Here is a 25,408-nt window from a genome sequence, read left to right as displayed (position 1 = left end):
CCCCGACCGGGCGACGGCGCACCACCAGCGTGGGGCGGGCGCCGCGTCGCCGCGCAGGGCCAAACGACACCCCTCGGTGAGGACCTCTGGACACTTCCTCACCGCCACCGGCCGGGCCGCCCCCGGTCACGGCACGGGCGGGTGGCGAACCGCTCCTTGCCCTATTCCGGCGAAATCCGCAAGAGGCCAAGGGCCCGAGAGATCGCTGCCTCAGGTCTAGGTTGTGGTGGCGGGGCTGACCGTAGATTGGGCCCATGCATGAGCAGGGGACGGGCTCGGCCACCGGGCCGCAGCGCCCGGTCACGGTCTTCCTACTCGACGACCACGAGCTTGTCCGCCACGGGATCCGCAGCGTGCTGGAACGGGACGGGGACATCGTCGTCATCGGCGAGTCCGGGTCGGCCCAGCAGGCGGCGCACCTCATCCCCGCGCTCCGCCCCGACGTCGCGGTCCTCGACGTCCGGCTCCCGGACGGCACCGGTGTGGAGGTCTGCCGTCAGGTGCGCTCGGTGGACCCCCAGATCGCCGCCCTCATGCTCACCTCCTACGAGGAGGACGAGGCGCTCTTCGCCGCCATCATGGCCGGGGCCTCCGGCTACGTGCTCAAGCAGGTCAAGGCCGCGGACCTGGCCGACACGGTACGTCGCGTCGCGGCCGGTCAGTCGATGCTCGACCCGGCCCTCACCGCCCGTGTGCTGGCGCGACTGCGCGACGGGCCGCCGGTCAACCCGCTCACCCGGCACCTCACCCCCAAGGAGCGCCAGGTGCTGGCCCTGGTCGGGCAGGGCCTGACCAACCGGCAGATCGCCTCGCAGCTCCACCTGAGCGAGAAGACCACCAAGAACTACGTCTCCACCATGCTGGGCAAGCTCGGGGTCAGCTCGCGGACCCAGGCCGCCATCATCGCCACGCACGGTCACCCCGAGCCCCGCTGAGCGGGTTCATGGGCCCATCCCCCGGAATGGGGATGCTCCGACACAAATGGGGTACGTGAACCCGTCAGTCAAGACAGCGGCCGCGGAGGAGTGAGCATGCATGACATCTCGGGTGACCGCGAGGCACAGGCCTCGCCGCACGACCCCCAGGCCAGTTTCGACGAGCTGATGCTTCGAGCGGGCGCGTCGGCCGGCACGGTGGCGAACCAGGAGTGGCGGCTGCTGCTCGGCACACTGGCCAGTCTCTCCTCGGGGCTCCCCCTCGACGGGAAGCTTGCTCGGATCGTCCAGGTGGGGATGGACCTCACCGGCGCCCGCTACGGGACGCTCAAGCTCTTGGACCACGACCAGCGCCCGCCCGCGCCCCGGGGCTTCGTCACCACCCAGGAGGCCGGGCTGGCGGCGGAAGCCCCCGGGCTGCCCGCGGAGGCACTCGGGGTGCCCACCCAGCGGAAGCCGGCCGCCGACGACCCTGCCGTCCTGGCCGGCGACGGGCCCGGCGACGAGACGGACGGCACGCTGGCGTGGCGCCAGCTGCGCCAGCCGGGCGCGCAGCAGCCGACCACGCTGGCCCTCGAGGCCGGCATCCAGGTCGGCGACCAGGTGTTCGGCACCCTCCACCTGGGCGACAAGCGCTCCGGGGCGGGGTTCACCGAGCAGGACGAGCAGATCGCCTCGGCCCTGGCGGGTGCGGCCGGGGTCGCGATCGAGGGGTCCCGGCTGCGCGCGCAGGTCACCCAGCGCGAGCACTGGCTCTCGGCCGCCTCCGAGCTCTTCCACGGCGAGCCCGACGACGTCGCGCTCCAGCACGTCTGCGACTGGGCTCGGGACCTCTCCGGAGCCGATCTGGCATGGGTGGTCACCGGCTCCGACCCGGCGGACCTGAGGCTGCGTGTCGTCTCGGGGTTCGAGGCCACGGCCGAGGAGATGGCCGCCCTGGAGTTCACCACCTCCCTGGCCCGCGACGTCGCGACCACCGGACGGGCGATGACGGTCAAGAGCATCGCGGACCACCGCCACGCGGTCGACGTCCCGGCCGCGCTCGGCCTGGCTCCCACGGGGCCGGGACTGGTCGTCCCCATCTCGAGCTCCGCGGGACTGGAGGCGGTCATCACCCTGGCCTGGAGGAGGGACGGCGTCCCCGACCGCCAGCGGCCCCGGACCGCCCTGGCCGCCACGCTCGCCGAACAGGCCCCCCTGGTCCTCAGCGAGGCGCGCCACGGACAGGCCGACCAGCGGCGTGCGGTGCTGCAGGACCGCGACCGGATCGCCCGCGACCTGCACGACCTGGTCATCCAGAAGCTCTTCGCGCTGGGTCTGGAGATGCAGGGGATCTCGTGGCTCCGGGACCCCGACGAGATCTCACGCCGTCTCGCCCGCACCTCCGACGAGATCGACACCACGATCCGCGACATCCGACGCACCATCTTCCGGCTCGGACCGGTGGACGACGACCTGGATCCCCGGTCCGCCATCGTGGAGCTGGTCGACCGGGCGACCCGGACGATGAAGCTGAGGCCCACCCTGGAGTTCCGGGGCGCGATCAGGACCGTCCTGGACCAGGACCTCCTCTCCGACGTCCTCGCCGTCCTGAGCGAAGCCCTCTCGAACGCCGTCCGTCACTCGGGGGCGACCACGTGCTCGGTCCAGGTCAGCGTCGTGGAGGAGGTCGTGGTCGCGGTCATCGACGACGGCATCGGGATCCCTGAGTCGGCCGTCGAGAGCGGGCTCGCCAACGTCCGCCGGCGCGCCGAGCGACGCGGCGGGCGGCTCCGCGTCCGCTCGTCCCCCAGGCACGGGACGAGCCTGGTCTGGACCGTGCCCATCCCCTGACCGCGGCCGGACTCCTCAGGTCACCAGGCCGCCCGACCGCTCGAGCACCAGAGCGGGCTGGCCGGGGGGCCGCGAGGGCGGGAGCACCCGTACGGGGCACTCGGCGCCGCGCAGCACGGCTCGGGCCGTGCCGCCGAGGCTTCCTTGCTTGGGCCCGTGGGGCCGGCGCACCAGGATCAGCAGGTCCGCCACCCTGGACGCCGCCACGAGGGCACGCACCGGCTCGTCGTGGACCACCCGGAGCTCGACCTCGACACCGGGATAGCTGGTGCGCCACTCCTGGAGAAGCTGCTCGAGCACCGCGGACGAGCGGCGGGCCGGCTCCATGGGGCCCGCCTGCGAGACCACGAGGTCGTCGTACATGGCGGGCAGGCCCCACGAGTGCAGCACCACGACCCTGTCCCCGCGCGTGCCGGCCTCGGCGAAGGCGTCGGCGAAGAGCTCCGAGGCGTCGGCGCCCATCTTCAGTGCCACGACCACCTTGCCCCGCTTCGGCCGGGGCTGCCAGTCCGCGGGGACGCTCACCACCGGGCAGGGCGCGCGAGCCGCTGTCCCGGCTGCCGCGTTGCCCTTCAGGACGTGCCCCAGCTGCGGGCCCTCGCGGCCCACGTAGAGCGCGGCGGCGTCCTCACCGGCGGCGGCGAGCTGGGTCGCCACGCCGCCGCGACGCAGCTGGGTCTCCACCTCGAGGTCGGGGGCCAGGGCCGCGACGCTGGCCGCCGCGCTCGCCAGGAGGTCTGCTCCCCTGCTGACCAGCTCGCGGCCCACCAGCGCGTCGACCGGGACCAGGGGAAGGTGGTCCGGCACGACGTGCACCAGCCTCAGCGACGCGCCCAGCTCCCGCGCCTCGGCCACCGCGGCGCGCACGGCCCCGTGGATGGCCGGTGACCCGACGACGCCGACGAGCAGTGGCTGGAGAAGGGTGTTCACTCGCTCTCGTTCCTTCCACGGGTCGGTGAGGGCAAGTGGGGTGCTCAGAAGGACGCGGCCACGGCGATGATCACCGCGGAAAGGACCAGCAGGATCCCCAGCAGGGGAGCCACGAAGCGCACGTACTGGTCGTAGCGCACCTTGGCCAGCGCGAGGCCACCCATGACCACCGCCGACGTCGGGGTGATCAGGTTCACCACTCCGGACGCGGACTGGTAGGCCGTCACCACGATGGCGCGGCTGACGCCGGCGAAGTCGGCCAGCGGGGCCAGGATCGGCATGGCGAGGGCAGCGTGCCCCGACGACGACGGCACCAGGAACGCCAAGGGCAGGTTGATCAGGAACATCACGGCTCCGAAGAGCCCGGAGTTGGTGTCGCTCACCAGCTCCTCCATCGAGTGCAGGATGGTCCCGGTGATCTCGGCGTTGTTCATGATCACGGTGACGCCGCGCGCCAGGACGATGATCAGGCCGACTCCGATGAAGTCGCCGGCGCCACTGACCAGGGTGTCGGTCAACCCTTTCTCCCCCAGACCGCCGATCAGGCCGACGACGAGGGACATGGCCAGGAACAGCGCCGCCAGCTCGGGGAAGTACCAGTCGAGCTGCCAGCTGTAGCTCTCCGCGTTCGGCCCGTCGATGACCTGGGCCCACGGCACGATCGCGAAGATCATGAAGACGAACGTGAGCCCCACCAGCGTCAGCACCAGCTTCTGCTTGCCGGTGAGCACCGGGGGCTCGCCGAGGCCGCTGGAGCGGATCTCCTCGTCGCCCGGGACCACACCGGTGTAGGAGACGGCCGGATCGGCCTTGACCCGGCGCGCGTAGCGCAGCACCCACCAGATGCCCACGGGCACCAGCAGCACGTACATCAGGAAACGCAGCCCGATGCCGTCGCCGATCGAGATCCCGGCTGCGTCCGAGGCCACGCCGGTCGCGAACGGGTTGACGGTCGAGGCGAGGACGCCGACGCCCGCGCCGACCATGATCACCCCGGTGGCGACCATCCGGTCGTAGCCGAGGGCCAGGATCAGCGGGATGACCAGGGCGTAGAACCCGAGGGTCTCCTCGGCCATGCCCTCGGTCGTGCCCCCCACGGAGAAGAGCACCATCAGCACGGCGATCAGCACCGGTCCGCGGTGGCTCATCCGGTGGGCGATCCGGGCGACCCCGTTGTCGATGGCCCCGGTGGTCATCGACATCGTGATGAAGATGCCGATGGCGATGACGAACAGGAAGACGCCCGCCGCGCCGTAGAGCTCCCCGGCCTCGTAGGGCCCGATGAAGCCGTCGGCGTTCTGCACGCCGTACAGGCCGTTGACCGGGGCCAGGAAGAGCTGCATCAGCCGGCCACCGAAGGTCAGGGGGTCGTCGGTGCGCTCATAGCTCCCGGGGATGGGGGCGCCGGTCTCGGCGTCGTTCTGGTAGCTGCCCGTCGGGATGATGAAGGCCAGCAGCCACACCACGACGGTCACCACGAAGAGCACGGTGAACGCGCTCGGGAACCTCAGCTCCCTCGACTTCTTCGGCTCGTCTGTCGACGAGTCGGATCCTTGTGCCGCGTGTCTGGCCACGGAGATACCTCTGCTCGGTCCGACGAAGTGGGCGCCTCCATGCAACCGCGCGGGCGTCCCCCCCACACCGGCCGGTTGGCATCGGGGCTCGTGACCTTCGGCCCCTCCCCCAGGCGCCGGAGAAGACGCAGGGTGAAAGACAAGACAACCGGAAGGAACAGGACATGACCCTGCACGTGGACTCCGAGGTCGGCCGACTGAAGCAAGTGATCCTCCACCGTCCGGACCTGGAACTGAAGCGGCTGACGCCGAGCAACCACGACGAGTTCCTGTTCGACGACGTCTTGTGGGTCAAGAACGCGAAGCTCGAGCACGACGCCTTCGCCGAGGTGCTGCGGGAGCAGGGCGTGCAGGTCTACCTGCTCGACCAGCTCCTGACCGAGACCCTGGCGATCCCCGAGGCGAAGAAGTTCATCCTGGAGCAGTCGCTCAACGAGCTCGTCTACGGGCCGATGGCCATGGCGAGCCTGCACAGCGCCTTCGGGTCGATGGAGAATGCGGAGCTGACGACCCACCTGATCGGTGGGATGACCAAGCGCGAGCTGCTCGAGCGCGTCGAGGAGCCCGCCTCCCTGGTGGTGCATGCCCTCGACCTCGACGACCTGCTGCTGCCCCCGCTGCCCAACCATCTCTTCACCCGCGACACCTCCGCCTGGATCTTCGACGGCGTCTCGATCAATGCGATGCGCAAGCGGGCCCGCGCCCGCGAGACGATCCACTACGAGGCGATCTACCGCTGGCACCCCCGCTTCGCCGACGCCTCCTACCAGGTGTGGTCCGAAGGCACCGTGAACGGCACCGCGACCACCGAGGGCGGCGACATCCTCGTCCTGGGCCGGGGCGTGGTGCTGATCGGGATGAGCGAGCGCACCACGCCCCAAGGCGTGGAGCGGCTGGCCCGCCGACTCTTCAAGAAGGGGAGCGCGAGCAAGGTCGTCGCACTGTCGATGCCGATGGCCCGGGCGTTCATGCACCTCGACACGGTGATGACGATGGTCAACGAGGACACCTTCACCAAGTACGTCGGGCTGGGGATGCTGCCGGCCTACACCATCGAGCCGGGCGACAGCGAGACGGAGCTCAAGATCACCCCGCACCCCGCCGAGGACATGCACCTGGCGATCGCGAAGGCGCTCGGCCTGGACTCGATCAACGTCCTCACCGCCACCCAGGACGTGCACGCCGCGGAGCGCGAGCAGTGGGACGACGGCTGCAACGTGCTGGCCTTGAGGCCCGGCGTGGTCGTCGCCTACGAGCGCAACGTCACCACCAACACCTACCTGCGCAAGAAGGGCGTCGAGGTGATCACGATCCGGGGCAACGAGCTCGGGCGTGGCCGCGGCGGCCCGCGCTGCATGTCGTGCCCCGTCGAGCGGGAAGGGATCTGAGTCATGGCCTTCAACCTGAGGAACCGCAGCTTCATCCGCGAGCTGGACTTCACCCCCCAGGAGTGGCGCTTCCTGCTCGACCTCGCCGCCGAGCTCAAGCACGCGAAGTACGTCGGCTCGGAGCAGCCGCGACTGGCTCGCAAGAACATCGCGCTGATCTTCGAGAAGACCTCCACCCGCACCCGCTGCTCCTTCGAGGTCGCCGCGTTCGACCAGGGTGCCCGCGTGACCTACCTCGACCCGACCGGGTCGCAGATCGGGCACAAGGAGTCGATGGAGGACACCGCCCGGGTGCTGGGCCGGATGTACGACGGCATCGAGTACCGGGGCTCGGCCCAGACCAACGTCGAGACGCTGGCCGCCTACGCGGGGGTCCCGGTCTGGAACGGGCTGACGGACGAGTGGCACCCCACCCAGATGCTCTGCGACATGCTCACCATGCGCGAGCACAGCGCCAAGCACGACGAGGAGATCGCCTTCGCCTACCTCGGCGACGCCCGCAACAACATGGGCAACTCGCTGCTCGTCACCGGCGCGATGATGGGCATGGACGTGCGGATCGTGGCGCCGGAGTCACTGTGGAACGACGAGGCGATCATCGCCGAGGCCACCCGCATCGCCGACGACACGGGAGCCCGCATCACCCACACGGCCGACGTCTCCGCCGGCGTCGCCGGGGTGGACTTCCTCTACACCGACGTGTGGGTCTCGATGGGCGAGCCGAAGGAGCTGTGGGCCCAGCGCATCGACCAGCTCAAGGACTACCAGGTCAGCATGAGCGTGGTGGAGGCCACCGGCAACCCGAGGGTCAAGTTCATGCACTGCCTGCCCGCCTTCCACGACCGCCACACCAAGGTGGGCGAGGAGCTCTTCCAGGAGACCGGCATGGAGTCGCTGGAGGTCACCGACGAGGTGTTCGAGTCCAAGCACTCGATCGTCTTCGACCAGGCGGAGAACCGCATGCACACCATCAAGGCCGTGCTCGTGGCCACCCTGGGGGGTTGAGGTGCGTATCGTCGCCACCCTGGGTGGCAACGCGCTCCTGCAACGCGGTCAGAAGCCGGACGCCGACGTGCAGGAGGAGAACGTCCGGCGGGCGGTCGGCTCGCTGGCGCCGCTGGCCACCGACCACGAGCTGGTCCTCACCCACGGCAACGGTCCCCAGGTGGGCGTGCTGGCCCTCCAGAGCGCCTCGGACCCTCGCCTGACCACGCCGTACCCCTTCGACGTGCTCGGCGCCCAGACGCAGGGGATGATCGGCTACTGGCTGCTCCAGGCGATGCAGAACGAGCTGCCCGGGCGGCAGGTGGCGGCCATCATCAACCAGACGCTGGTCGAGGCGGCCGACCCCGCCTTCGCGAACCCGACCAAGTTCGTCGGTGAGATGTACACCGAGGAGGAGGCGCGACAGCTCTCCGCGGACCGCGGCTGGGTCGTCAAGCCCGACGGCACCGGCTGGCGCCGCGTGGTCGGCTCTCCCCGCCCGCACCGGGTGGTGGAGACGCGCCTGATCCGGCAGCTGCTGCAGAGCGGGGCCGTGGTGGTCTGCGCCGGCGGTGGCGGGGTGCCGGTGATCCGGAACGAGCACGGCCAGCTGACCGGCGTCGAGGCCGTCGTCGACAAGGACCTCACCAGCTCGGTGCTGGCCGAGGCGCTCGACGCCGACATCCTCCTGGTGCTGACCGACGTCTCGAGCGTGATGCGCGGCTTCGGCACCCCGGAGCAGGAGCCGGTGCGCCAGGCGACGCCCAAGAGCCTGCGTGAGATGGACTTCGCGGCCGGGTCGATGGGGCCCAAGGTCGAGGCGGTCTGCCGGTTCGTGGAGCTGACCGGGGGCATCGCTGCCATCGGCCGGCTCGAGGAGGCCCAGCAGATCCTCAACGGCGAGTCCGGCACCGTGGTGACCCCCAACGGGTCCTACCAGGGCCTCCCGGCCGTGGCGCCCAGCAACCCTGACACGTTGCGGGTCGCGATGTCGTGACCGGCTACGGGGAGGGCCGGCGCAAGCCGTTGCGCCGGCTCCACCGCGGCAGGCTCGTCCCGGCCCGGTGCCGCCACTGCGCCGAGGACCTCGTCCACACCGAGAGCGTCGGCTGGTTCGACCCGGACCCGACCCACAGCTACGACATGTGTCCTGGGGACCACTACGGGAACCACGACACCTCGGTGCCCAAGCCCAACCCCCTGCTGGGGCCGCACGACGACCCGGCCTGAGCCGCGCCCTCCCGCGCCTCAGAGCCGCCAGCAGGACGACGCGGCGGGGATGCCGGCGAACCGTGCCTCGAGGAAGCCGTAGACCTCGGTGGCGTTGTTGAGCATGCCGCCCACGTGCAGCGGGGTGGCGTTGGTGCTCAGCCGCACGTTGGCCCCCCGGTCGCACCAGTCCCTGGCGAGCTGCTTGCCCACCCGGTAGGGCACCACGTCGTCGAGCAGGCTGTGGGTCAGCAGCACCGGGGCGCTGGGCCGGATCCGCCCGATCCGCTGGTCGTCGATCATGGTGCGGAACGGCTCCCGCTCGATGAGCTGGCCCAGGCTGGCCCCGTCGGCGGTGTAGTCCGACGACTTGGTGAACGCCGACCCGAAGAGGTCGAAGACGCAGTTGTCCTGCATCCCGGCGAACATCTCCTTGCCCGCCGCGTTGAGGTAGGTGGTGATGTCCAGGCCGTAGCTGGCCGAGAGACCGGCGATGGCGTACCAGGTGAACTCGGAGTAGAGCGTCCCGTCGATGGCTCCCGGCAGGGCCCGCAGGTCTGCGGGCGCGGCCCCGGCCACGGTGCCCTTGACCTTCAGCTCCGGCGCGTAGGAGGCGGCGAGCTCGGCCGCGGAGGCGGCCGCGGCGCCGCCCTGGGAGTAGCCGTAGAACGCGACCGGGTGCTGGGCGGAGAGGCCGCTGCCGGGGAGCCGCTGCGCGGTGCGGACCATGTCGAGGACCGCCTGGCCCTGGGAGCGGCGGTCCATGTAGGTGTGCTCCCCCGCGGTCCCCAGTCCCTCGTAGTCGGTCATCGCGATCGCGTAGCCGCGGGCCAGCAGGCCCGACATGAAGATCGACTCGTACTCCAGCAGCTCGCTGAAGAGGCGGGAGGGGGCGCAGGTGTCACCGATGCCCTGGGTGCCGACGGCGTAGCCGATGACGGGTCGCCGACCCGGACCGACCCAGGCGCGTTCGGGCACGATCACCGACCCCGAGACCGCGATCGGGGCGCCGGTGCGGTCGGTCGAGCGGTAGAGCACCCGGGTGGCGCGGGAGCGCACCCCGAAGAGCTTCGAGGGGTCGACCAGGATGTTCAGGGGCTCGCTACGGATCAGGTCCCCGTTCGCCGCCGGCAGCGAGGCGGGCGCCTGGTAGAAGGGCGGCAGCGGCTCCGCGGCCTGGGCCGGCACCGGAGCCAGCCCGAGCGCGACCCCGGCCGTCCAGGCGGCCAGCACGGTGATGATGCGTCGAATCTTCACGATCTCTCCTCTTGCCCCCGAGCTGTGGTAGCCGCAGCAGAGCATGTGGCCCACCTCACACGCAAGAGTCATGACGCCACCATGAGACACCTGTCTCACCTTGCTGGTGGGTGCGGGCCACGGGGACTCACCGGGCGTCTGCGAGACTTTCCGGGTCATCGGGTCGAGCAAGGAGCAGAACACATGGACGTGAGCCCAGCAGTCTGGGGTCTGACGATCGTCGGCATCATCGCCCTGTTGGCGTTCGACTTCTTCTTCCACGTCCGCAAGGCCCACGTCCCCACGCTGCGCGAGGCCGCGCTCTGGTCGGCGCTCTACGTGGGCATCGCGATCCTCTTCGGCTTCGGCGTCCTCCTCTTCGGGGGCGGCCAGGCCGGCTCGGAGTACTTCGCCGGCTACATCACGGAGAAGGCGCTCTCGGTCGACAACCTCTTCGTCTTCCTCATCATCATGTCCAGCTTCCGCGTGCCTCGCGAGGACCAGCAGAAGGTCCTGCTCTTCGGCATCGTCTTCGCGCTGATCGCCCGCACCGGGTTCATCCTGCTGGGCGCGGCGCTGATCAACTCGTTCGCCTGGATCTTCTACCTCTTCGGCCTGATCCTGCTGATCACCGCCGGCAACCTCCTCAAGCCCGAGGACGAGGAGGACGAGGAGGCCAACAACTTCATCATCCGCATGGCCCGCAAGGTCTTCCACACCACCGACTACTACGACGGCGACAAGCTCTTCACCATCGAGAACGGCAAGCGGGTGATGACCCCGATGCTGCTGGTGATGGTCGCCATCGGCGGCACCGACATCCTCTTCGCGCTCGACTCGATCCCCGCGATCTTCGGCCTCACCCAGGACGTCTTCATCGTCTTCACCGCCACGGCGTTCTCGCTGCTGGGCCTGCGCCAGCTCTACTTCCTCATCGACGGCCTGCTCGACCGCCTGATCTACCTCTCCTACGGGCTGGCGGCGATCCTCGCCTTCATCGGCGTCAAGCTGATCCTGCACGCCCTGCACGAGAACAACCTGCCGTTCATCAACGACGGCGAGCACGTCCCGGTGGTCGAGGTCGGGATCGGTCTCTCCCTCACCGTCATCGTCGGCACCCTGATCCTGACCGTCATCGCCTCCCTGGTCAGCCCCGCGGGCAAGGCCCAGAACGCCATCGCCAACGCCCGCCGGCACGCCAAGGCCTACCTGGACTCCGAGTACACCCACGACGCGGCCGAGCGGGAGCGGATCTACCAGGCGCTGCTGGCCGAGCGGGAGCAGATCCGTGCCCTCGGCCCGAAGTACCAGGAGAAGGCGCGGCAGGAGAAGCCCCTGATGGAGCTGCTCGACCAGGTGCAGGCCAGCCACGACGGCGCCGTCGAGCGGGGCGAGACCACCCCGAACGCCTGAGGCCCGAACGCCTGAGGCCGCCCAGCAGGGGCCCGAACCACCCCGACCAGCTCCGGAGGACGACGTGCTCGATCTCGTACGCCGCGCGACCACCCGTCCCGCTCCCGCGACGTCGGTGCCGCAACGGCTGGCCCGCTGGGTGCTGGGAGGCGTGCTCACCTTCGCCGGGGCCTCGCACCTGACCGTCGCCCGCCAGGAGTTCTCGGCGCAGGTGCCCGACTGGTTCCCGGTCGACACCGACGTCGTCGTGGTGGTCTCGGGAGTGGCCGAGATCGGGCTGGGCCTCGGGCTCCTGCTGCTGGAGCGGCCCCGGGTGAGCGTGGGGCTGGCCGCCGCCACCTTCTTCGTCGTGATCTTCCCGGGCAACATCGCCCAGTACGTCGAGGGCACCGACGCGTTCGGCCTCGACACCGACGGCAAGCGGTTCGGGCGGCTCTTCTTCCAGCCGCTCCTGGTCGCGTGGGCGCTGTGGTCCAGCGGCGCCTGGAAGGCGCTGCGCCAGGCCCGGCGCGAAGCCGGACGCTAGCCCCAGAAGATCCGTTCCACGACCGTGTGAGCCCGGCGGGTGATCCGCAGGTAGTCGTTGACCATCCGGTCCGACTCCCCCGGCCCGTAGCCCAGCACGCTGGCCACGGCCGCCTTCTCGCGGGCGTCCTGGGGCAGCTGGTCGACCGGACGACCCCGCACCAGGGTGGCGGCGTTGCGGACCCGGCTGACCATCCGCCACGCCTCGACGAGGGTGCGGGCGTCCTCCTGGGGCAGGAGCTCGTAGTCGGCGGCGGCCTGCAGGGCCTGGAGCGTCTGCGGCGTGCGCAGGCCCTCCAGGTCGCCGGCGAAGCGCAGCTGCAGCAGCTGCACGGTCCACTCGACGTCGGCGAGCCCGCCGCGCCCCAGCTTGAGGTGGGTGCGCGGGTCGGCGCCCCGCGGCAGCCGCTCGTCGTCGACCCGGGCCTTGATCCGGCGGATCTCGACCACCTCGTCCGCGCTGATTCCCCCGCGCGGGAAGCGGAGCGGGTCGATCATCTCGGTGAAGCGGTCCCGCAGGCCCTGGTCGCCCACCACGGCGTCGGCCCGCAGCAGGGCCTGGGCCTCCCAGACGTGGGACCACTTGGCGTAGTAGGCCGCATAGGACTCGAGGGTGCGCACCAGGGGTCCCTGCTTGCCCTCGGGCCGCAGGTCGGCGTCCACCTCCAGCGCGGGATCGCTGCCCGGCAGCGCCAGCAGCCGGCGGATCTCGTTGGCCACCGCCTGGGACCACCCGGCCGCGGTCTGCCCGTCGACCCCGTCGACCGGCTCGTAGACGAACATGACGTCCGCGTCGCTGCTGTAGGAGAGCTCGAAGCCGCCGTACCTGCCCATCGCCACGATGGCCAGGCGGGCGGGCGGCTCGGCCAGCCCACGCTGCGCGCAGGCCTGCCGGACGGCCACGTCCAAGGTCGCCTCGAGGGTGGCGTCGGTGAGCCGGCCGAGGGCACGGCCCACGTCGGCCACGTCGATCTCGCCGAAGAGGTCCCCCACCGCGATCCGGAAGAGCTCGCGGCGCCGGATCGCGCGCACCGAGCGCACGGCGTCCTCCGGGCCCTCCTGGCGCCGGGCGGTGGCGAGCATCTCGGTGCTCAGCACCCCGGGCCCCAAAGGGGTCAGGTCGGCTCCCAGCATGCGCACGCCCTGGGGCTCGCGCTCGAGCAGGTCGGTGGCGAAGGCCGAGGTGGACAGCAGCCGCGCCAGGCGCTGCGCCACCTGCCCCTCGTCGCGCAGGTGGCGCAGGTACCAGTGGCTGTCCCCCAGCGCCTCGCTGATCCGCCGGAAGCGGAAGAGCCCCGCGTCCGGGTCCGGGGAGTCCGCGAACCACTCCAGCATCACCGGGAGGAGGGTGCGCTGGATCGCCGCCGACCGGGAGACACCGCTGGTCAGGGCCTCGAGGTGCCGCAGCGCGGCCTTCGGGTCGGCGTAGCCGAGCGCCGCGAGGCGCGCCTGCGCCTGGTCGATGGTCAGGCGGGCGTCCGGGCCGGGGATGCGAGCCACCGCGTCGAGCAGCGGCCGGTAGAAGAGCTTCTCGTGGAGGCGTCGCACCTCGCGCCGGTGGTGGTGCCACGTCTCCTCAAGCCGCTGCACCGGCTCCTTGGCGAACCCCAGCGAGCGGCCCAGCCGGCGCAGGTCGCCCTCGTCGGAGGGCACCACGTGGGTGCGGCGGAGCCGGAAGAGCTGGATCCGGTGCTCGAGCGTGCGCAGGAACGCGTAGGCGCGGTGCAGGGTCTCCCCGTCCTCGCGCCCGACGTAGCCGCCGCGGGTCAGCTCCGCCAGCGCGCTCAGCGTCGTGGCGACCCTCAGCCGTTCGTCGGCCCGGCCGTGGACCAGCTGGAGCAGCTGGACGGCGAACTCCACGTCGCGCAGTCCGCCGGAGCCGAGCTTGAGCTGCCGCTGCGCCTCCTTGCTGGGGATGTGCTCCAGCACCCGTCGGCGCATCGCCTGCACGTCGGTGACGAACCCGTCCCGCTCGGCCACCGACCACACCAGCGGCGAGACCATCGCCACGAACCGCCGGCCGAGGTCGAGGTCGCCGGCGACCGGGCGCGCCTTGAGCAGCGCCTGGAACTCCCAGGTCCTCGCCCAGCGCTCGTAGTAGCCCTGGTGGCTCGCCAGGGTGCGGACCAGGGGCCCGGCGTTGCCCTCCGGGCGGAGCCCGGCGTCCACCGGCCAGATCGTGCCCTCGCGGGTCTGGTCGGAGCAGACCTGCATCAGCTGGGCGGCCAGCTGGGTGGCCACCCGGGTGGCCTTCTTCTCGTCGGCGCCCTCGACCGCCTCGTGCACGAAGATCACGTCGACGTCTGAGACGTAGTTGAGCTCGTGGGCCCCGCACTTGCCCATGGCGACCACGGCCAGCCGCGCGGTGGCGGCGTCCTCCCCCACCCGGGCCCGGGCCACGGCCAGCGCCGCCTCCAGGGTGCCGGCGGCCAGGTCCGAGAGCTCGGCGGCGAGGTCGTCCACTCCCTGGTGGTGGGCGAGGTCCCGGGCGGCGAGCCGGAGCAGCAGCCGGCGGTACTCGACCCGGAGTGCGTCGACCGCGGCGTGGTCCTCCACCGTGGCGACCGGCATCTCGTCGTCGGCGGAGGCTCCCACGCTGGCCAGCAGCTGGGCGCGCAACCACCAGGCGGCCGGACGGGTGCAGCCGAGCGAGGGGTCGGTGAGCTCGCGCCACTGCTCCGGGTGGCGCGCCAAGTGGTCCCCGAGCGACTCGCTCGCCCCGAGCACCGCCACCACCCGCATCGCCGAACCCTCGTCGGAGGCGAGGGACTCCAGCAGGTCGTCGGCCGGGTCGGCGGCCTCGGCGAGACGGACCAGCGAGGAGAGCGCGAGATCGGGGTCGGCCGCGCGGGAGAGCAGGTCCAGCAGCGCGGCGGCATGAGCACCCAGGGCCGCGAGTCCCGTGCGGGCCCGCTCCAGGTCCTGGAAGCCCGCCCTGATCAGCCGGGTGGTTCCCAGGTCAGCGCGCATGGTCTCGCGAGGGCAGCCGGAGCACGAGTCGTACGCCCGCGATCAGCACGACCAGCAGGCTCAGCAGCGGCAGCAGCTCGTCCCAGGCGTCACCGGTGCCCGGGCCCCGGCCCACGAGGCCTTCCTGGGCGCTCTCCCAGGCGAGCAGCGAGACGCAGCCGACGGCCACCACCAGGCTCAGCACCAGGGCCCTGGCCAGCGGGCCGCGGGGTCCGGGGTGGCGCGAGGCCTTGGTGGGCCACGGCACGGCGCAGACGGCCACGAGCAGGACGCCGACCGCGATGCAGGCCCAGGAGAGGCTCAGGAAGTCGGTGGTGTCCACCGGGTTGACCGCGGAGAAGAGCCACCCGGAGGCGAGCATCCCCAGACCGGCGAACGACGTGCGCGCCCGGGCGGCCGTCGTCGAGGTGGGCAGCCACATCAGCGCGGTCACCGTGGACACGACCAGCAGGGTGCCCACCAGGAGCGCCAACGGCAGGGTGTGACGGTAGACCGCGACGCCGGCGTCGGGGTCCCGGACCCCGGGGTCCACCGCCACCAGGAGCCACACGACCCCGCTGGCGAAGGCGACCCACAGCATCGGCTCGAGGACCAGCCGGATCGGGCCGGTGACGCGGGTGGGGTCCACCCGGTAGTCGCGGCCCACGACGGGTCGGCGCCTCGGCACGTGTCCGGAGCCCGCCACCGCGGACGAGTGGGGCACGGGCGTCGGGTCCAGGACCGGGCGCGCCGCCTTCCGAGCGCCGGCCCGGCGCTCCTCCCCCTCGCCGCGGTGACCCGGCACGTCAGATCACCGGCAGCATCTGGTCACGCTCGAAGGCCGACACCTGACCGCGGTACTGCTCCCACTCGGCGCGCTTGTTGCGCAGGAAGAAGTCGAAGACGTGCTCCCCGAGCGTCTCGGCGAGCAGCTCGCTGCTCTCCGCGATGTTGATGGCCTCGTAGAGGGTCCGCGGCAGCGCGGTCATCCCGAGGCTGCGTCGCTCGCGCTCGCTGAGCGACCACACGTCGTCCTCCGCCTCCCGGGGCAGCTCGTACTCCTCCTCGATGCCCTTCATGCCGGCCGCGAGGACCACCGCGAAGGCGAGGTAGGGGTTGCAGGCGGCGTCCAGCGAGCGCAGCTCGATCCGGGTGGACTGTCCCTTGCTGGGCTTGTACATCGGGACCCGGACCATCGCGGACCGGTTGTTGTGCCCCCAGGAGATGTAGGACGGCGCCTCGCCGCCGCCGATCAGCCGCTTGTAGCTGTTGACCCACTGGTTGGTGACCGCGGTGATCTCGGCGGCGTGGCGCATGAGACCGGCGATGAACTGCTTGCCGGTCTTGGAGAGCTGGTACTGGGCGCCCGCCTCGAAGAAGGCGTTGCGGTCGCCCTCGAAGAGCGACACGTGGGTGTGCATCCCGGAGCCGGGGTGCTCGGTGTACGGCTTGGGCATGAAGGTGGCCCAGATGCCCTGGGTCAGCGCCACCTCGCGGATCACCGTCCGGAAGGTCATCACGTTGTCGGCGGTCGAGAGCGCGTCGGCGTAGCGCAGGTCGATCTCCTGCTGGCCGGGGCCGCCCTCGTGGTGGCTGTACTCGACGGAGATGCCCATCGACTCCAGCATCGTGATGGCCTCGCGGCGGAAGTCGGCGCCCATCGACTGCGCCGTGTGGTCGAAGTAGCCGCTGCGGTCCACCGGCACCGGCTCCACACCGGGCTGCGGGACGTCCTTGAAGAGGTAGAACTCGATCTCGGGGTGGGTGTAGAAGGTGAACCCCTTGTCGGCGGCCTGCCCCAGGGTGCGCTTCAGCACGTGCCTCGGGTCGGCGTAGGAGGGGCTGCCGTCCGGCATCAGGATGTCGCAGAACATCCGCGCCGTGGCCGGGCCCTCGCCCCGCCAGGGGAGGATCTGGAAGGTCGAGGGATCGGGCTTGGCGAGCATGTCGCTCTCCTGCACCCGCGCGAAGCCCTCGATCGCGGACCCGTCGAAGCCGATGCCCTCACCGAAGGCGCTCTCCAGCTCGGCCGGCGCCACTGCCACTGACTTGAGGTAGCCCAGCACGTCGGTGAACCAGAGGCGGACGAACCGCACATCCCGTTCCTCGAGCGCCCGGAGAACGAAGTCTTCCTGCTTGCCCATGGCACCAAACTATGTCCTACCGGTGTGCCGTCCACGCGCGGATCACCCAAACGGACACGCTCAGCCTCGCGGCACCCTGTCCAGGTCGGCCAACCAGACGGCCACGCGGGCGTCCGAGGGCATCCGCCAGTCCCCTCGCGGCGACATCGTCCCACCGGCGCTCACCTTGGGTCCGTTGGGCAGGGCGCTGCGCTTGAACTGGGAGGCGAAGAACCTCCGGAGGAAGACCTCGAGCCACCGGCGGATCGCCGCCAGGTCGTACGACGGCCGGTCCTGCTCGGGGTAGCCGGGCGGCCACTCCCCCGTCCCGGCGTCCGCCCAGGCGTGCATCGCCAGGAAGGCGATCCGGGCCGGCGAGTGGCCCAAGCGCACCAGGTGGAACAGGGTGAAGTCCTGGAGCGCGTAGGGGCCGACCGAGTCCTCGGTCGCCTGCGGCTTCTCCCCCTCCGTCGTGGGGATGAGCTCGGGGGTGATCTCCTGCCGGAGGATCTCGGCCAGCACCTCGTCCGCCCCGGGGTCGAGCTCGTCGTGGCTGATCACCCAGCGGATCAGGTGCTGCACCAGGGTCTTGGGCACCCCGGCGTTGACGTTGTAGTGCGACATCTGGTCGCCCACCCCGTAGGTGCACCAGCCCAGGGCCAGCTCGGACAGGTCCCCGGTGCCGACCACGATCCCGCCACGCTGGTTGGCCAGCCGGAACAGGTAGTCGTAGCGCAGACCCGCCTGGATGTTCTCGAAGGTGACGTCGTAGACCTTCTCGCCGCGGGAGTAGGGGTGGTCCAGGTCGGCCAGCATCTGCTCGGCAGCGGGCCGGATGTCGATCTCCTCGAAGGTCACCCCCAGGGCGGTCGCGAGCCGGGTGGCGTACGACTTGCTGGCCTCGCCGGTGGCGAAGCCGGGCATCGTGAAGGCCAGGATGTCGCTGCGCGGGCGCCCGAGGCGATCCATCGCCTTCGCGGCGACGATGAGCGCGTGCGTGGAGTCCAGCCCGCCGCTGACCCCGATCACCGGCTTGGGGCTGCCGATCGAGACCAGGCGGTGCTCCAAGCCCGAGACCTGGATGTTGTAGGCCTCGTAGCAGTCCTGGGCGAGCCGCTCGGGGTCGTCGGGGACGAACGGGAAGCGGTCGACCTTGCGGTGCAGCCCCACGTCCCCGGCCGGGGGCTCGAGGGTGAGGTCCACGGTCCGGAACGACGTCTGGGCAGTGCCGAGGCTGCGGCGGTTGTCGTCGAAGGTGCCCTGCCGCAGCCGCTCGCTGCGCAGCCTGGCCAGGTCCACGTCGACGACCGTGCGCTGCGGGCCCTCGGGGAACCGCTGCCCCTCCCCCAGCAGGTCGCCCACCTCGTAGACCATCGTCTGGCCGTCCCAGCTCAGGTCGGTGGTCGACTCGCCCTGCCCCGCCGCGGCGTACACGTAGGCCGCCAGGCAGCGGGCGCTGGCGCTGCGCACCAGCAGGCGCCGCTCCTCGGCGCGCCCGACGGTGATCGGGCTGCCGGAGAGGTTGAGCAGCACCGTGGCGCCGGCCAGCGCGGCCCGGGCGCTGGGCGGCACCGGCACCCACAGGTCCTCGCAGACCTCGACGTGGACGGCCAGGCCCGGGACGTCGACCGCCCGGAAGATCAGGTCGGGGCCCAGCGGGGCACGCTGGCCGGCGACCATGACCTCGTGCCCGGCCAGGTCGTCGCCCGGGGCGAACCAGCGCCGCTCGTAGAACTCGCGGTAGGTCGGCAGGTGCGACTTCGGCGCCACCCCGAGGACCCGCCCACGGTGGATCACCACCGCGCAGTTGAGCACCCGCGACCCGTGCACGACCGGGGCGCCGACGACCAGCAGCGGCCGCAGCTCCCGGCTCGCGTCCACGACCGAGGCCAGGGCCTCGTCCACGGCCTGGAGCAGGGTGTCCTGGAGGAAGAGGTCGTCGACCGAGTAGCCGCTCAGGCACAGCTCGGGGAAGACCGCGACCGCGACCGCGTCGTCGTGGCACGCCCGCGCCTGCTCGACCACGCGGCGCGCGTTGGTCGCCGGGTCGGCGAGGGCGACCGGCAGGGTGCAGGCGGCCACGCGCGCGAACCCGTGCGCGTAGGCGGAGTAGAAGTCCACGCCCGGAGTCTAGGTCGGGCCGGGGCGACGTGGTGCCCACCACATCGCCAACCTGTCCGGCAGGAATAGCCTGTGCGGAGTCCGTGGACTCCAGCGGGGAGCCGCGAGACGAGCCAGAGGAGAGCAATCCCATGAGCGAGCAGCAGCACGGCGACGTCGGCGCGCCCTACGGATCCGGGGCCGCGTCCCCCGGCCCCGCCGCCCCCGTCAAGCGCGTGCGCACCCACCACCTGCGGGAGATGAAGGAGCGCGGGGAGCGCTTCACGATGCTCACCGCCTACGACATGTACACCGCCGCGACCTTCGACGAGGCGGGCATCGAGCTGCTGCTGGTGGGCGACTCGGCCTCCAACAACGTCCTGGGCAACGAGACCTCGCTGCCGATCACGGTCGACGAGCTGCTCCCGCTGACCCGCGCGGTCGCCCGCTCGGCGCGACGGGCGCTCGTGGTGGGCGACCTGCCGTTCGGCTCCTACCAGGCCTCGCCGGAGCAGGGCTACCTGACCGCGGCGCGGTTCATGAAGGAGGGGGGCGCCCACGCGGTCAAGCTCGAGGGCGGTGCCGAGATGGTGCCGGTGATCGAGCGGTGCACCCGCGGCGGCATCCCGGTGATGGCGCACATCGGCTTCACCCCGCAGAGCGAGCACACCCTCGGCGGCTACCGCGTGCAGGGCCGCGGCGAGACCGCCGACCGGGTGCTCGCCGACGCCCGCGCGGTCCAGGACGCCGGGGCGTTCGCCGTGGTGATGGAGATGGTCCCGGGCGACGTCGCCGCCGAGGTGACCCGGGAGCTGCGCATCCCCACCATCGGCATCGGCGCCGGGCCGGGCTGCGACGGGCAGGTGCTGGTCTGGCAGGACGCCTTCGGCCTGCGGACCGGGAGGATGGCCAGGTTCGTCAAGCAGTACGCCGACGTGCACACCGTGCTGCTGGAGGCGGCCAGGGCCTACGCCGACGACGTGCGCGGCGGGACGTTCCCCGGTCCTGAGCACACCTTCTAGCCGGGGACCCCTTCCGGGCCGGCCCGTGGTCCGCGTACCGTGCGCTGCCATGCGGACCCGGCGCACCACGACCCTGTCCCTCTCGGCCTTCGCCGCCTCCGGCCTGGTGCTGGCGCTGGGCGCCTCCTCGCTCGCGGCGCCCGCGCCGGCCCCGTCGGCCCCGTCGGCCCGGACTGTCGCCGCAGCCGGACCCACGGCCGCGACGACCAGCCCGGCGGCCGCCGCGCAGGCCACCGGGGAGACCACCGCCGCCGGGGCGCGGATGCCCTCGTTCAAGGTGCGCACGCTCGCCCGCGGCCTCGACCTCCCCTGGGACGCCCAACCGGCCCCCGGCGGCCGGGTGCTGGTGACCGAGCGCGAGCGGGCCCGGATCAGCGTGGTGCGCAAGGGCGAGCGCCGCACCCTGGCCTCGCTGCGGGGGCTGGTGCACGTCAGCGGCGAGATCGGGCTGATGTCGATCGCCCTCGACGCGCCGTCGCGGACCCTGTGGGCCTGTCACGGCGCCCGCGGCCGTTCCGGGACCGAGGTGCGGGTCACCCGCTGGCGCGTGAACCGAGCCTGGACCGCCCTCAAGGACCGGCGGACGGTGATCGGTGGGGTCCCGCTGAGCAGCGGCAAGCACGGCGGCTGCCGACTGCTCCTGGACCGCCGCGACGGCGCCCTCCTGGTCGGCACCGGCGACTCGGGGGTGAGCAGCCACCCGCGCGACCTGGACTCGTTGGCCGGCAAGGTGCTGCGCCTCGACGCGCGCACCGGCCGGGCCCTGCCCGACAACCCCTGGGCGCAGGCGAGCACGCCGCGCCGCTTCGTGCTGACCTACGGGCACCGCAACGTGCAGGGCCTGGCCCAGCGCGCCGACGGCAGCCTCTGGTCGGTCGAGCACGGCAGCGACCGCGACGACGAGGTCAACCTGCTCGTCCCCGGCGGCGACTACGGGTGGAACCCCGGTCCCGGCTACGACGAGTCGGTCCCGATGACCGACCACTCGCTGCCCGGGGAGCAGATCGACGCCCGCTGGAGCTCCGGCCGGCCCACCCTTGCCACCTCGGGGGCCGACTGGGTGCGCGGCGCCGGCTGGGGGCGCCTGGACGGAACCCTGGCGGTCGCCGCCCTCAAGGGCAGCCGGCTGGTCTTCCTGCGCTTCGACGCCGACGGCGCGTCGAGGTGGGAGCGCGCGCCGCGCTCGCTGCGCCGGTTCGGCCGGCTGCGCAGCGTGACCACCACGCCCGGGGGCAGCCTGCTGATCACCACCTCCAACGGCGACGGGCGCGACCGCGTGCTGCGGGTCTCCCCGCGCTGAGGCCCGGGGCCGACGCGCGTCAGGGCCGGGTCGGCTCCGCGCCGTCGCCGTCCTCGTCGTCCTCGTCGTCGTCGTTCCAGGCCGGGTCGTTGTCCCAGCTCTCGTTGCGCTCCTCGACCCGCTCCAGCGCGCGCTCGGCCTCCCCCTGCGAGCCGTAGGGGCCGAGGCGGTCGGCGTTCTTGCAGCCGTCCCGTCCCTCCACCGCGTGGTGCTTGAGGCAGAACCAGTACTCCGGCGTGTCGCTCATAGTCGGAGAACGTACACGCGCCGGGGCGCAGCACCACCGACACGTGGCGTCCCACGCGCCCGCCCATGCACCCGCCCGGCCCAGGACCGCGGAGCGGGAAACTACACTCGGGGCCGTGACTTCCGTCGTGGCCGCCCGCATCTCACCCCGCCGACAGGTCCCCGCGGCGATCCAGCGGCCGGAGTACGTCGACCGGCCCGCCCCGGCCCGCTTCGAGGGATCGGAGGTCAAGGACGCCGAGACCATCGAGCGGATGCGGGTCGCCGGACGGCTGGCCGCGCAGGCCCGCGAGCTCGTCGGATCCCACGTGGCGCCCGGCGTCACCACCGACGAGCTGGACCGGATCGGCCACGAGTTCCTCTGCGACCACGGCGCCTACCCGTCCACCCTGGGCTACCGCGGCTTCCCGAAGTCGCTGTGCTCCAGCGTCAACGAGGTGATCTGCCACGGCATCCCCGACAGCCGGGTGGTGGAGGACGGCGACATCGTCAACATCGACATCACCGCCTACCTCGACGGCGTCCACGGCGACACCAACGCCACCTTCCTGGCCGGCGAGGTCGACGAGGAGACGCGGCTGCTGGTGGAGCGCACCCGGGAGGCACTGGAGCGCGGCATCCGCGCGGTGCGCCCCGGCCGCCGGATCAACGTGATCGGCCGGGTGATCGAGGCCTACGCGAAGAGGTACGGCTACGGCGTGGTCCGCGAGTTCACCGGGCACGGCATCGGCACCGCCTTCCACTCCGGGCTGGTCGTGCCCCACTACGACACCGACGCCTACGACGACCTGATCGAGGTCGGGATGACCTTCACCATCGAGCCGATGCTCAACCTCGGCACCCACGAGTGGGAGATGTGGGACGACGGCTGGACGGTCGTCACCAAGGACCGGCGGGCCAGCGCCCAGTTCGAGCACACCCTGCTGGTCACCGCCGACGGCGCCGAGGTGCTGACCAACCCGTGAGGCCCGTACCGCCGGGCAGCCCCGCTGGGCCGGCCCGGCCCTACCAGCGGCTCTCCCCCGGCGGCGGGTTCGGGCTCGTGCGGACGGCGAGTGCCTGCGGCCCGTCACCCACGAGGTGCCGGTTGAGCTGGAACAGGTAGCTGCCGGCCTTCTCGATCGTCCAGCCCGACGGGAGTCGGGTGCCGTCTGGGTTCTCGACCTCGAAGGCGATCAGGTCCCACCCGTCCCCGGCGCCGGTGGCGGAGTACAACGAGACCCAGGGGCGGGCACCCAGGACGGCGTGGGGCACGGCCGCACCCTCGACCCGCACCGCGGTCGGGCCAGGCACGTCCACGCGGACCAGCGTGGTCCCCGGGTCGGCGACCTCGACCGGCGAACCGTCGACCCGCGCCGGGACGACCCGCGCGAGCCGCACGGAACTGCGCGTCGGGGCGGAGACGAGGGCCAGGCGGGAGACCCTGCCGGGTCCGCAGCTGAGCCCCGTGCCGGCGGTCAGGACGTGCACATGGCAACCGATGAAGGGAGACCCGTCCGGGACGAGGCCGGTGGCGTAGACCCCGGCGGCGCTGCCCACCTGCTCGAGGATGACCGGGCGCCCCGCCGGCAGCCGGACGACGGCGGACCGCATGAGGGTCCGCGTGAAGCGGGTCGGCAGGTCGTCCCCCACCTCCCGCGTCGGCCGCTGGTAGCGCCGCATCCGCAGCTGCAGCCGGTCGACGCAGAAGTCACCGAGGCGCAGCCGGTAGGTCCCGGTCCGCGGCAGGCGCCAGTCCCCGATCGCGCCCTTCTCCAGGGTGGCACCGCCGATGCGCAGCGACGCGTTGGCGTAGCAACCGTGGTACTCGTTCGGCCAGCCGTCGGGCATGAGGATGACCCGCTGCCCCTGCCGGCCCTTGAACCGGTAGCGGTTCGTCGCGGACGGCGCGAGCTCCTCGCCGATCCGCACCCGGGGAGCCCGGACGGCGGCCTTGCGGGCATGCACGTCGGCGGCGGGCTCGGCAGCCGACGCCGAGCCGGCGGGGTACGACGTCGGGACCGCCCCCAGCAGGGTCACGGTCACCGCGCTCACCACCGCCCCCGTCAGGGCGCTCGTGATCCGGGGGCGGGTGCGGGCGTGTGCGATCGTCGGCTTCACGCGCGACAGTCTGCCCCAGGAGCGTCAGGGTTGGCGCCGGGCGAGCGCCTGCTCGACCCGGAAGACCGCGGCCTCGTGGTCGTACTCCATCGACATCACCGCGGCAAGCCGCAGGTGGGGCAGCGCCTCCTCCAGCCGGTTCTGCCGCTCCAGCACGCGGCCCAGCGCGTGGCGGGACCAGTCGTCGCTCGGGTTGTCCTCGACCAGGGCACGCAGCTCCTGCTCGGCGGGGCCGAGCTGGGCGCGGATCATCAGCGCCCAGGCGCGCAGCGTCCGCAGCCCGGTGTTGCCGGGCTCCTCGGCCAGCGCGGGCTGGAGCAGCCCGAGCGCCTCCTCCGGGAGGCGCCGGGCCAGCAGGTCGTACGCCGCGGCGTACGCCTGCTCGTGGCGCCACATCCCCGACGGGGTGATCGGCGGGACCTGGTACTCCTGCTCCATGCCTCCCCAACGCTGCGCCGGGTCGCGCGATTCCCTAGACTCGTCCTCGCGAATGGGCCAGCCGGGCGATCGCGTCGGGGCGGGAGACCGCCTCGCCGAGGAAAGTCCGGGCTCCACAGGGCGCGGTGGTGGGTAACACCCACCCGGGGTGACCCGCGGGATCAGTGCCACAGAGAACAGACCGCCTCTCCTCCGGGAGCGGCAAGGGTGAAACGGCGGTGCAAGAGACCACCAGCGCCCCGGGCGACCGGGGCGGCTAGGCAAACCCCACCGGGAGCAAGGTCAAGAAGCCGGACGTGAGAGCGGCCGGTGCGTGCACGTTCGAGGGCGGCCCGCCCGAGTGCACGGGTAGACCGCAGGAGGCGATCGGCAACGGTCGTCGTAGATGGATGATCGCCCCCGCCGCGAGGCGGGACAGAACCCGGCTTACAGGCTGGCCCATTCGCTTCACCCCCTCTGAGCTGCGAGGACGCGCTTCAGAGGGGTCTGCTGTACCCACCATCTTCACCGCGGCGGGCGTGGTCGGGACCGCCGCAGCTGCGGGGCGATGAGTTCACCGACTCACGGGTACACCACGAAGGCCCCTTCGGGCCGACTCACCACCCCCCGACGAACGGAATCCCTCATGCCTCCCACGTCCCTCAACGAATCCGCTCGAGCGATGCTCGAGAAGCCGAACCCGGCGGTGATCGCGACCACCCGCTCCGACGGCCAGCCCGTCTCGGCCGCCACCTGGTACCTGCTTCGCGGGGACCGCGTCCTGGTCAACATGGACGAGGGCCGCAAGCGGCTCGCCCATCTCAGGAGGGACCCGCGTGTCTCCCTCACCGTGCTCGACGAGGCGTCGTGGTACACCCACGTCACGCTCATCGGTCGCGTCGTGGAGATCTACGACGACGAGGGGCTCGCGGACATCGACGCCTTGTCCACCCACTACTCGGGCAAGCCCTACCCCCAGCGTGACCGCGCCCGCGTGAGCGCGCTGATCGAGATCGAGCGCGTGCACGGCTGGGGCGCTCAGAAGAACAACGACCAGCCGGACGGCAGCGAGTGACGGCGCGCCCCGCCTGCTCTGACCGCGCAGCGGGTCGGCGGCGAACCGT

At 72.0% G+C, this 25,408-nt stretch carries 22 protein-coding genes and 1 other RNA gene; 13 read left to right on the top strand and 10 right to left on the bottom strand.

The genetic code is table 11. The annotated features are described in order from the left end of the window. Window positions 1–254 precede the first annotated feature (254 nt). Both AC4BG9_RS17150 and AC4BG9_RS17145 read left to right on the top strand, forming a co-directional pair. The gene (locus AC4BG9_RS17150) at window positions 255–935 is read left to right on the top strand and encodes a response regulator (protein WP_490572333.1); all 681 of its coding nucleotides are present in this window, start codon (window positions 255–257) and stop codon (window positions 933–935) included. Between the two features lie 96 nt (window positions 936–1,031). After that, window positions 1,032–2,768 carry a sensor histidine kinase gene (locus tag AC4BG9_RS17145; protein WP_490572332.1) on the top strand — a complete coding sequence of 579 codons (1,737 nt, stop codon included), beginning with the start codon at window positions 1,032–1,034 and terminating at the stop codon, window positions 2,766–2,768. 15 nt (window positions 2,769–2,783) lie between these two features. Here AC4BG9_RS17145 and AC4BG9_RS17140 read toward each other — a convergent pair whose 3' ends face one another. Together AC4BG9_RS17140 and AC4BG9_RS17135 are read right to left on the bottom strand one after the other, a co-directional pair. Beyond that, on the bottom strand, window positions 2,784–3,698 hold the full coding sequence (locus AC4BG9_RS17140) for a universal stress protein (protein ID WP_490572331.1): 915 nt from the start codon (window positions 3,696–3,698) through the stop codon (window positions 2,784–2,786). Between the two features lie 44 nt (window positions 3,699–3,742). Further along, the gene (locus tag AC4BG9_RS17135) at window positions 3,743–5,272 is read right to left on the bottom strand and encodes a YfcC family protein (RefSeq protein ID WP_490572330.1); all 1,530 of its coding nucleotides are present in this window, start codon (window positions 5,270–5,272) and stop codon (window positions 3,743–3,745) included. Between the two features lie 164 nt (window positions 5,273–5,436). Between AC4BG9_RS17135 and AC4BG9_RS17130 the strand changes: the two genes are divergently transcribed. Genes AC4BG9_RS17130 through AC4BG9_RS17115 form a run of 4 tightly spaced genes read left to right on the top strand, consistent with a single transcriptional unit; the run spans window position 5,437 to window position 8,874 of the window. After that, window positions 5,437–6,660, top strand: a complete 1,224-nt coding sequence (locus tag AC4BG9_RS17130) for an arginine deiminase (RefSeq protein WP_490572329.1) — start codon at window positions 5,437–5,439, stop codon at window positions 6,658–6,660. A gap of 3 nt (window positions 6,661–6,663) precedes the next feature. Further along, a complete protein-coding gene (argF, locus tag AC4BG9_RS17125; protein ID WP_490572328.1) occupies window positions 6,664–7,665 on the top strand; it encodes an ornithine carbamoyltransferase in 1,002 nt (333 codons plus the stop codon). A 1-nt stretch (window position 7,666) separates the two neighbouring features. Further along, window positions 7,667–8,641, top strand: a complete 975-nt coding sequence (gene arcC, locus AC4BG9_RS17120) for a carbamate kinase (RefSeq protein ID WP_490572327.1) — start codon at window positions 7,667–7,669, stop codon at window positions 8,639–8,641. Then, window positions 8,638–8,874, top strand: a complete 237-nt coding sequence (locus tag AC4BG9_RS17115) for a hypothetical protein (RefSeq protein ID WP_490572326.1) — start codon at window positions 8,638–8,640, stop codon at window positions 8,872–8,874. Before arcC ends, AC4BG9_RS17115 begins: the two co-directional genes overlap by 4 nt. 18 nt (window positions 8,875–8,892) lie before the next feature. Here the strand turns inward: AC4BG9_RS17115 and AC4BG9_RS17110 are convergent, their stop codons facing one another. Continuing rightward, the gene (locus tag AC4BG9_RS17110) at window positions 8,893–10,110 is read right to left on the bottom strand and encodes a lipase family protein (RefSeq protein ID WP_490572325.1); all 1,218 of its coding nucleotides are present in this window, start codon (window positions 10,108–10,110) and stop codon (window positions 8,893–8,895) included. A gap of 183 nt (window positions 10,111–10,293) precedes the next feature. Here AC4BG9_RS17110 and AC4BG9_RS17105 point away from each other — a divergent pair, with 183 nt between their 5' ends. Then, window positions 10,294–11,502 (top strand): TerC family protein, encoded by a 1,209-nt coding sequence (locus AC4BG9_RS17105; protein ID WP_490572324.1) that lies wholly within the window; start codon window positions 10,294–10,296, stop codon window positions 11,500–11,502. Between the two features lie 127 nt (window positions 11,503–11,629). Beyond that, window positions 11,630–12,028: a DoxX family protein gene (locus tag AC4BG9_RS17100; protein WP_490572387.1), complete on the top strand. Its 399-nt coding sequence runs from the start codon at window positions 11,630–11,632 to the stop codon at window positions 12,026–12,028. Here AC4BG9_RS17100 and AC4BG9_RS17095 read toward each other — a convergent pair. From AC4BG9_RS17095 to AC4BG9_RS17080, 4 genes are all read right to left on the bottom strand, one after another. Then, a complete protein-coding gene (locus tag AC4BG9_RS17095) occupies window positions 12,025–14,997 on the bottom strand; it encodes a bifunctional [glutamine synthetase] adenylyltransferase/[glutamine synthetase]-adenylyl-L-tyrosine phosphorylase (protein WP_490572323.1) in 2,973 nt (990 codons plus the stop codon). The two genes, AC4BG9_RS17100 and AC4BG9_RS17095, sit on opposite strands and share 4 nt — an antisense overlap. Beyond that, complete coding sequence (locus AC4BG9_RS17090; protein WP_490572322.1) at window positions 14,987–15,700, bottom strand: hypothetical protein; 714 nt, start codon at window positions 15,698–15,700, stop codon at window positions 14,987–14,989. The genes AC4BG9_RS17095 and AC4BG9_RS17090 overlap by 11 nt, the downstream gene beginning before the upstream one ends. An 82-nt stretch (window positions 15,701–15,782) precedes the next feature. Next, window positions 15,783–17,120: a type I glutamate--ammonia ligase gene (gene glnA / locus AC4BG9_RS17085; RefSeq protein WP_490572321.1), complete on the bottom strand. Its 1,338-nt coding sequence runs from the start codon at window positions 17,118–17,120 to the stop codon at window positions 15,783–15,785. Window positions 17,121–17,180: 60 nt separating this feature from the next. Beyond that, window positions 17,181–19,220 carry an NAD(+) synthase gene (locus AC4BG9_RS17080; protein WP_490572320.1) on the bottom strand — a complete coding sequence of 680 codons (2,040 nt, stop codon included), beginning with the start codon at window positions 19,218–19,220 and terminating at the stop codon, window positions 17,181–17,183. 131 nt (window positions 19,221–19,351) lie between these two features. On the opposite strand from AC4BG9_RS17080, the gene panB reads away from it, so the two are divergent. Together panB and AC4BG9_RS17070 are read left to right on the top strand one after the other, a co-directional pair. Further along, a complete protein-coding gene (gene panB / locus AC4BG9_RS17075) occupies window positions 19,352–20,221 on the top strand; it encodes a 3-methyl-2-oxobutanoate hydroxymethyltransferase (RefSeq protein WP_490572319.1) in 870 nt (289 codons plus the stop codon). 49 nt (window positions 20,222–20,270) lie between these two features. Next, a complete protein-coding gene (locus AC4BG9_RS17070) occupies window positions 20,271–21,521 on the top strand; it encodes a PQQ-dependent sugar dehydrogenase (protein ID WP_490572318.1) in 1,251 nt (416 codons plus the stop codon). Between the two features lie 19 nt (window positions 21,522–21,540). Here AC4BG9_RS17070 and AC4BG9_RS17065 read toward each other — a convergent pair whose 3' ends face one another. Beyond that, on the bottom strand, window positions 21,541–21,768 hold the full coding sequence (locus tag AC4BG9_RS17065) for a hypothetical protein (protein ID WP_490572317.1): 228 nt from the start codon (window positions 21,766–21,768) through the stop codon (window positions 21,541–21,543). A 115-nt stretch (window positions 21,769–21,883) separates the two neighbouring features. Between AC4BG9_RS17065 and map the strand changes: the two genes are divergently transcribed. Further along, entirely contained in the window at window positions 21,884–22,732 is an 849-nt protein-coding gene (map, locus tag AC4BG9_RS17060) for a type I methionyl aminopeptidase (protein ID WP_490572316.1), read from the top strand. Between the two features lie 40 nt (window positions 22,733–22,772). Here map and AC4BG9_RS17055 read toward each other — a convergent pair whose 3' ends face one another. Together AC4BG9_RS17055 and AC4BG9_RS17050 are read right to left on the bottom strand one after the other, a co-directional pair. Next, window positions 22,773–23,867, bottom strand: a complete 1,095-nt coding sequence (locus AC4BG9_RS17055) for a hypothetical protein (RefSeq protein WP_490572315.1) — start codon at window positions 23,865–23,867, stop codon at window positions 22,773–22,775. A 24-nt stretch (window positions 23,868–23,891) separates the two neighbouring features. Then, entirely contained in the window at window positions 23,892–24,305 is a 414-nt protein-coding gene (locus AC4BG9_RS17050) for a tetratricopeptide repeat protein (RefSeq protein ID WP_490572314.1), read from the bottom strand. Window positions 24,306–24,358: 53 nt separating this feature from the next. Here AC4BG9_RS17050 and rnpB point away from each other — a divergent pair. After that, window positions 24,359–24,750: RNase P RNA component class A (gene rnpB, locus AC4BG9_RS17045), an RNA gene on the top strand. Between the two features lie 180 nt (window positions 24,751–24,930). After that, on the top strand, window positions 24,931–25,359 hold the full coding sequence (locus tag AC4BG9_RS17040; RefSeq protein ID WP_490572313.1) for a PPOX class F420-dependent oxidoreductase: 429 nt from the start codon (window positions 24,931–24,933) through the stop codon (window positions 25,357–25,359). Window positions 25,360–25,408 lie beyond the last annotated feature (49 nt).

The sequence above is a fragment of the Nocardioides sp. Z40_12 genome (assembly GCF_058215795.1).
The sequence above is the reverse complement of the archived record's forward strand: the minus strand, read 5'-3'. Positions and strand labels throughout refer to the sequence as shown.

What these genes read in the sequence shown, in the direction of transcription:
- AC4BG9_RS17150 (WP_490572333.1), top strand. Translation starts at nt 255, where the DNA reads ATGCATGAGCAGGGGACGGGCTCGGCCACCGGGCCGCAGCGCCCGGTC.
- panB (WP_490572319.1), top strand. Translation starts at nt 19,352, where the DNA reads ATGAGCGAGCAGCAGCACGGCGACGTCGGCGCGCCCTACGGATCCGGG.
- AC4BG9_RS17145 (WP_490572332.1), top strand. Translation starts at nt 1,032, where the DNA reads ATGCATGACATCTCGGGTGACCGCGAGGCACAGGCCTCGCCGCACGAC.
- AC4BG9_RS17070 (WP_490572318.1), top strand. Translation starts at nt 20,271, where the DNA reads ATGCGGACCCGGCGCACCACGACCCTGTCCCTCTCGGCCTTCGCCGCC.
- AC4BG9_RS17050 (WP_490572314.1), bottom strand. Translation starts at nt 24,305, where the DNA reads ATGGAGCAGGAGTACCAGGTCCCGCCGATCACCCCGTCGGGGATGTGG.
- glnA (WP_490572321.1), bottom strand. Translation starts at nt 17,120, where the DNA reads ATGGGCAAGCAGGAAGACTTCGTTCTCCGGGCGCTCGAGGAACGGGAT.
- AC4BG9_RS17040 (WP_490572313.1), top strand. Translation starts at nt 24,931, where the DNA reads ATGCCTCCCACGTCCCTCAACGAATCCGCTCGAGCGATGCTCGAGAAG.
- AC4BG9_RS17130 (WP_490572329.1), top strand. Translation starts at nt 5,437, where the DNA reads ATGACCCTGCACGTGGACTCCGAGGTCGGCCGACTGAAGCAAGTGATC.
- AC4BG9_RS17105 (WP_490572324.1), top strand. Translation starts at nt 10,294, where the DNA reads ATGGACGTGAGCCCAGCAGTCTGGGGTCTGACGATCGTCGGCATCATC.
- AC4BG9_RS17095 (WP_490572323.1), bottom strand. Translation starts at nt 14,997, where the DNA reads ATGCGCGCTGACCTGGGAACCACCCGGCTGATCAGGGCGGGCTTCCAG.
- argF (WP_490572328.1), top strand. Translation starts at nt 6,664, where the DNA reads ATGGCCTTCAACCTGAGGAACCGCAGCTTCATCCGCGAGCTGGACTTC.
- AC4BG9_RS17065 (WP_490572317.1), bottom strand. Translation starts at nt 21,768, where the DNA reads ATGAGCGACACGCCGGAGTACTGGTTCTGCCTCAAGCACCACGCGGTG.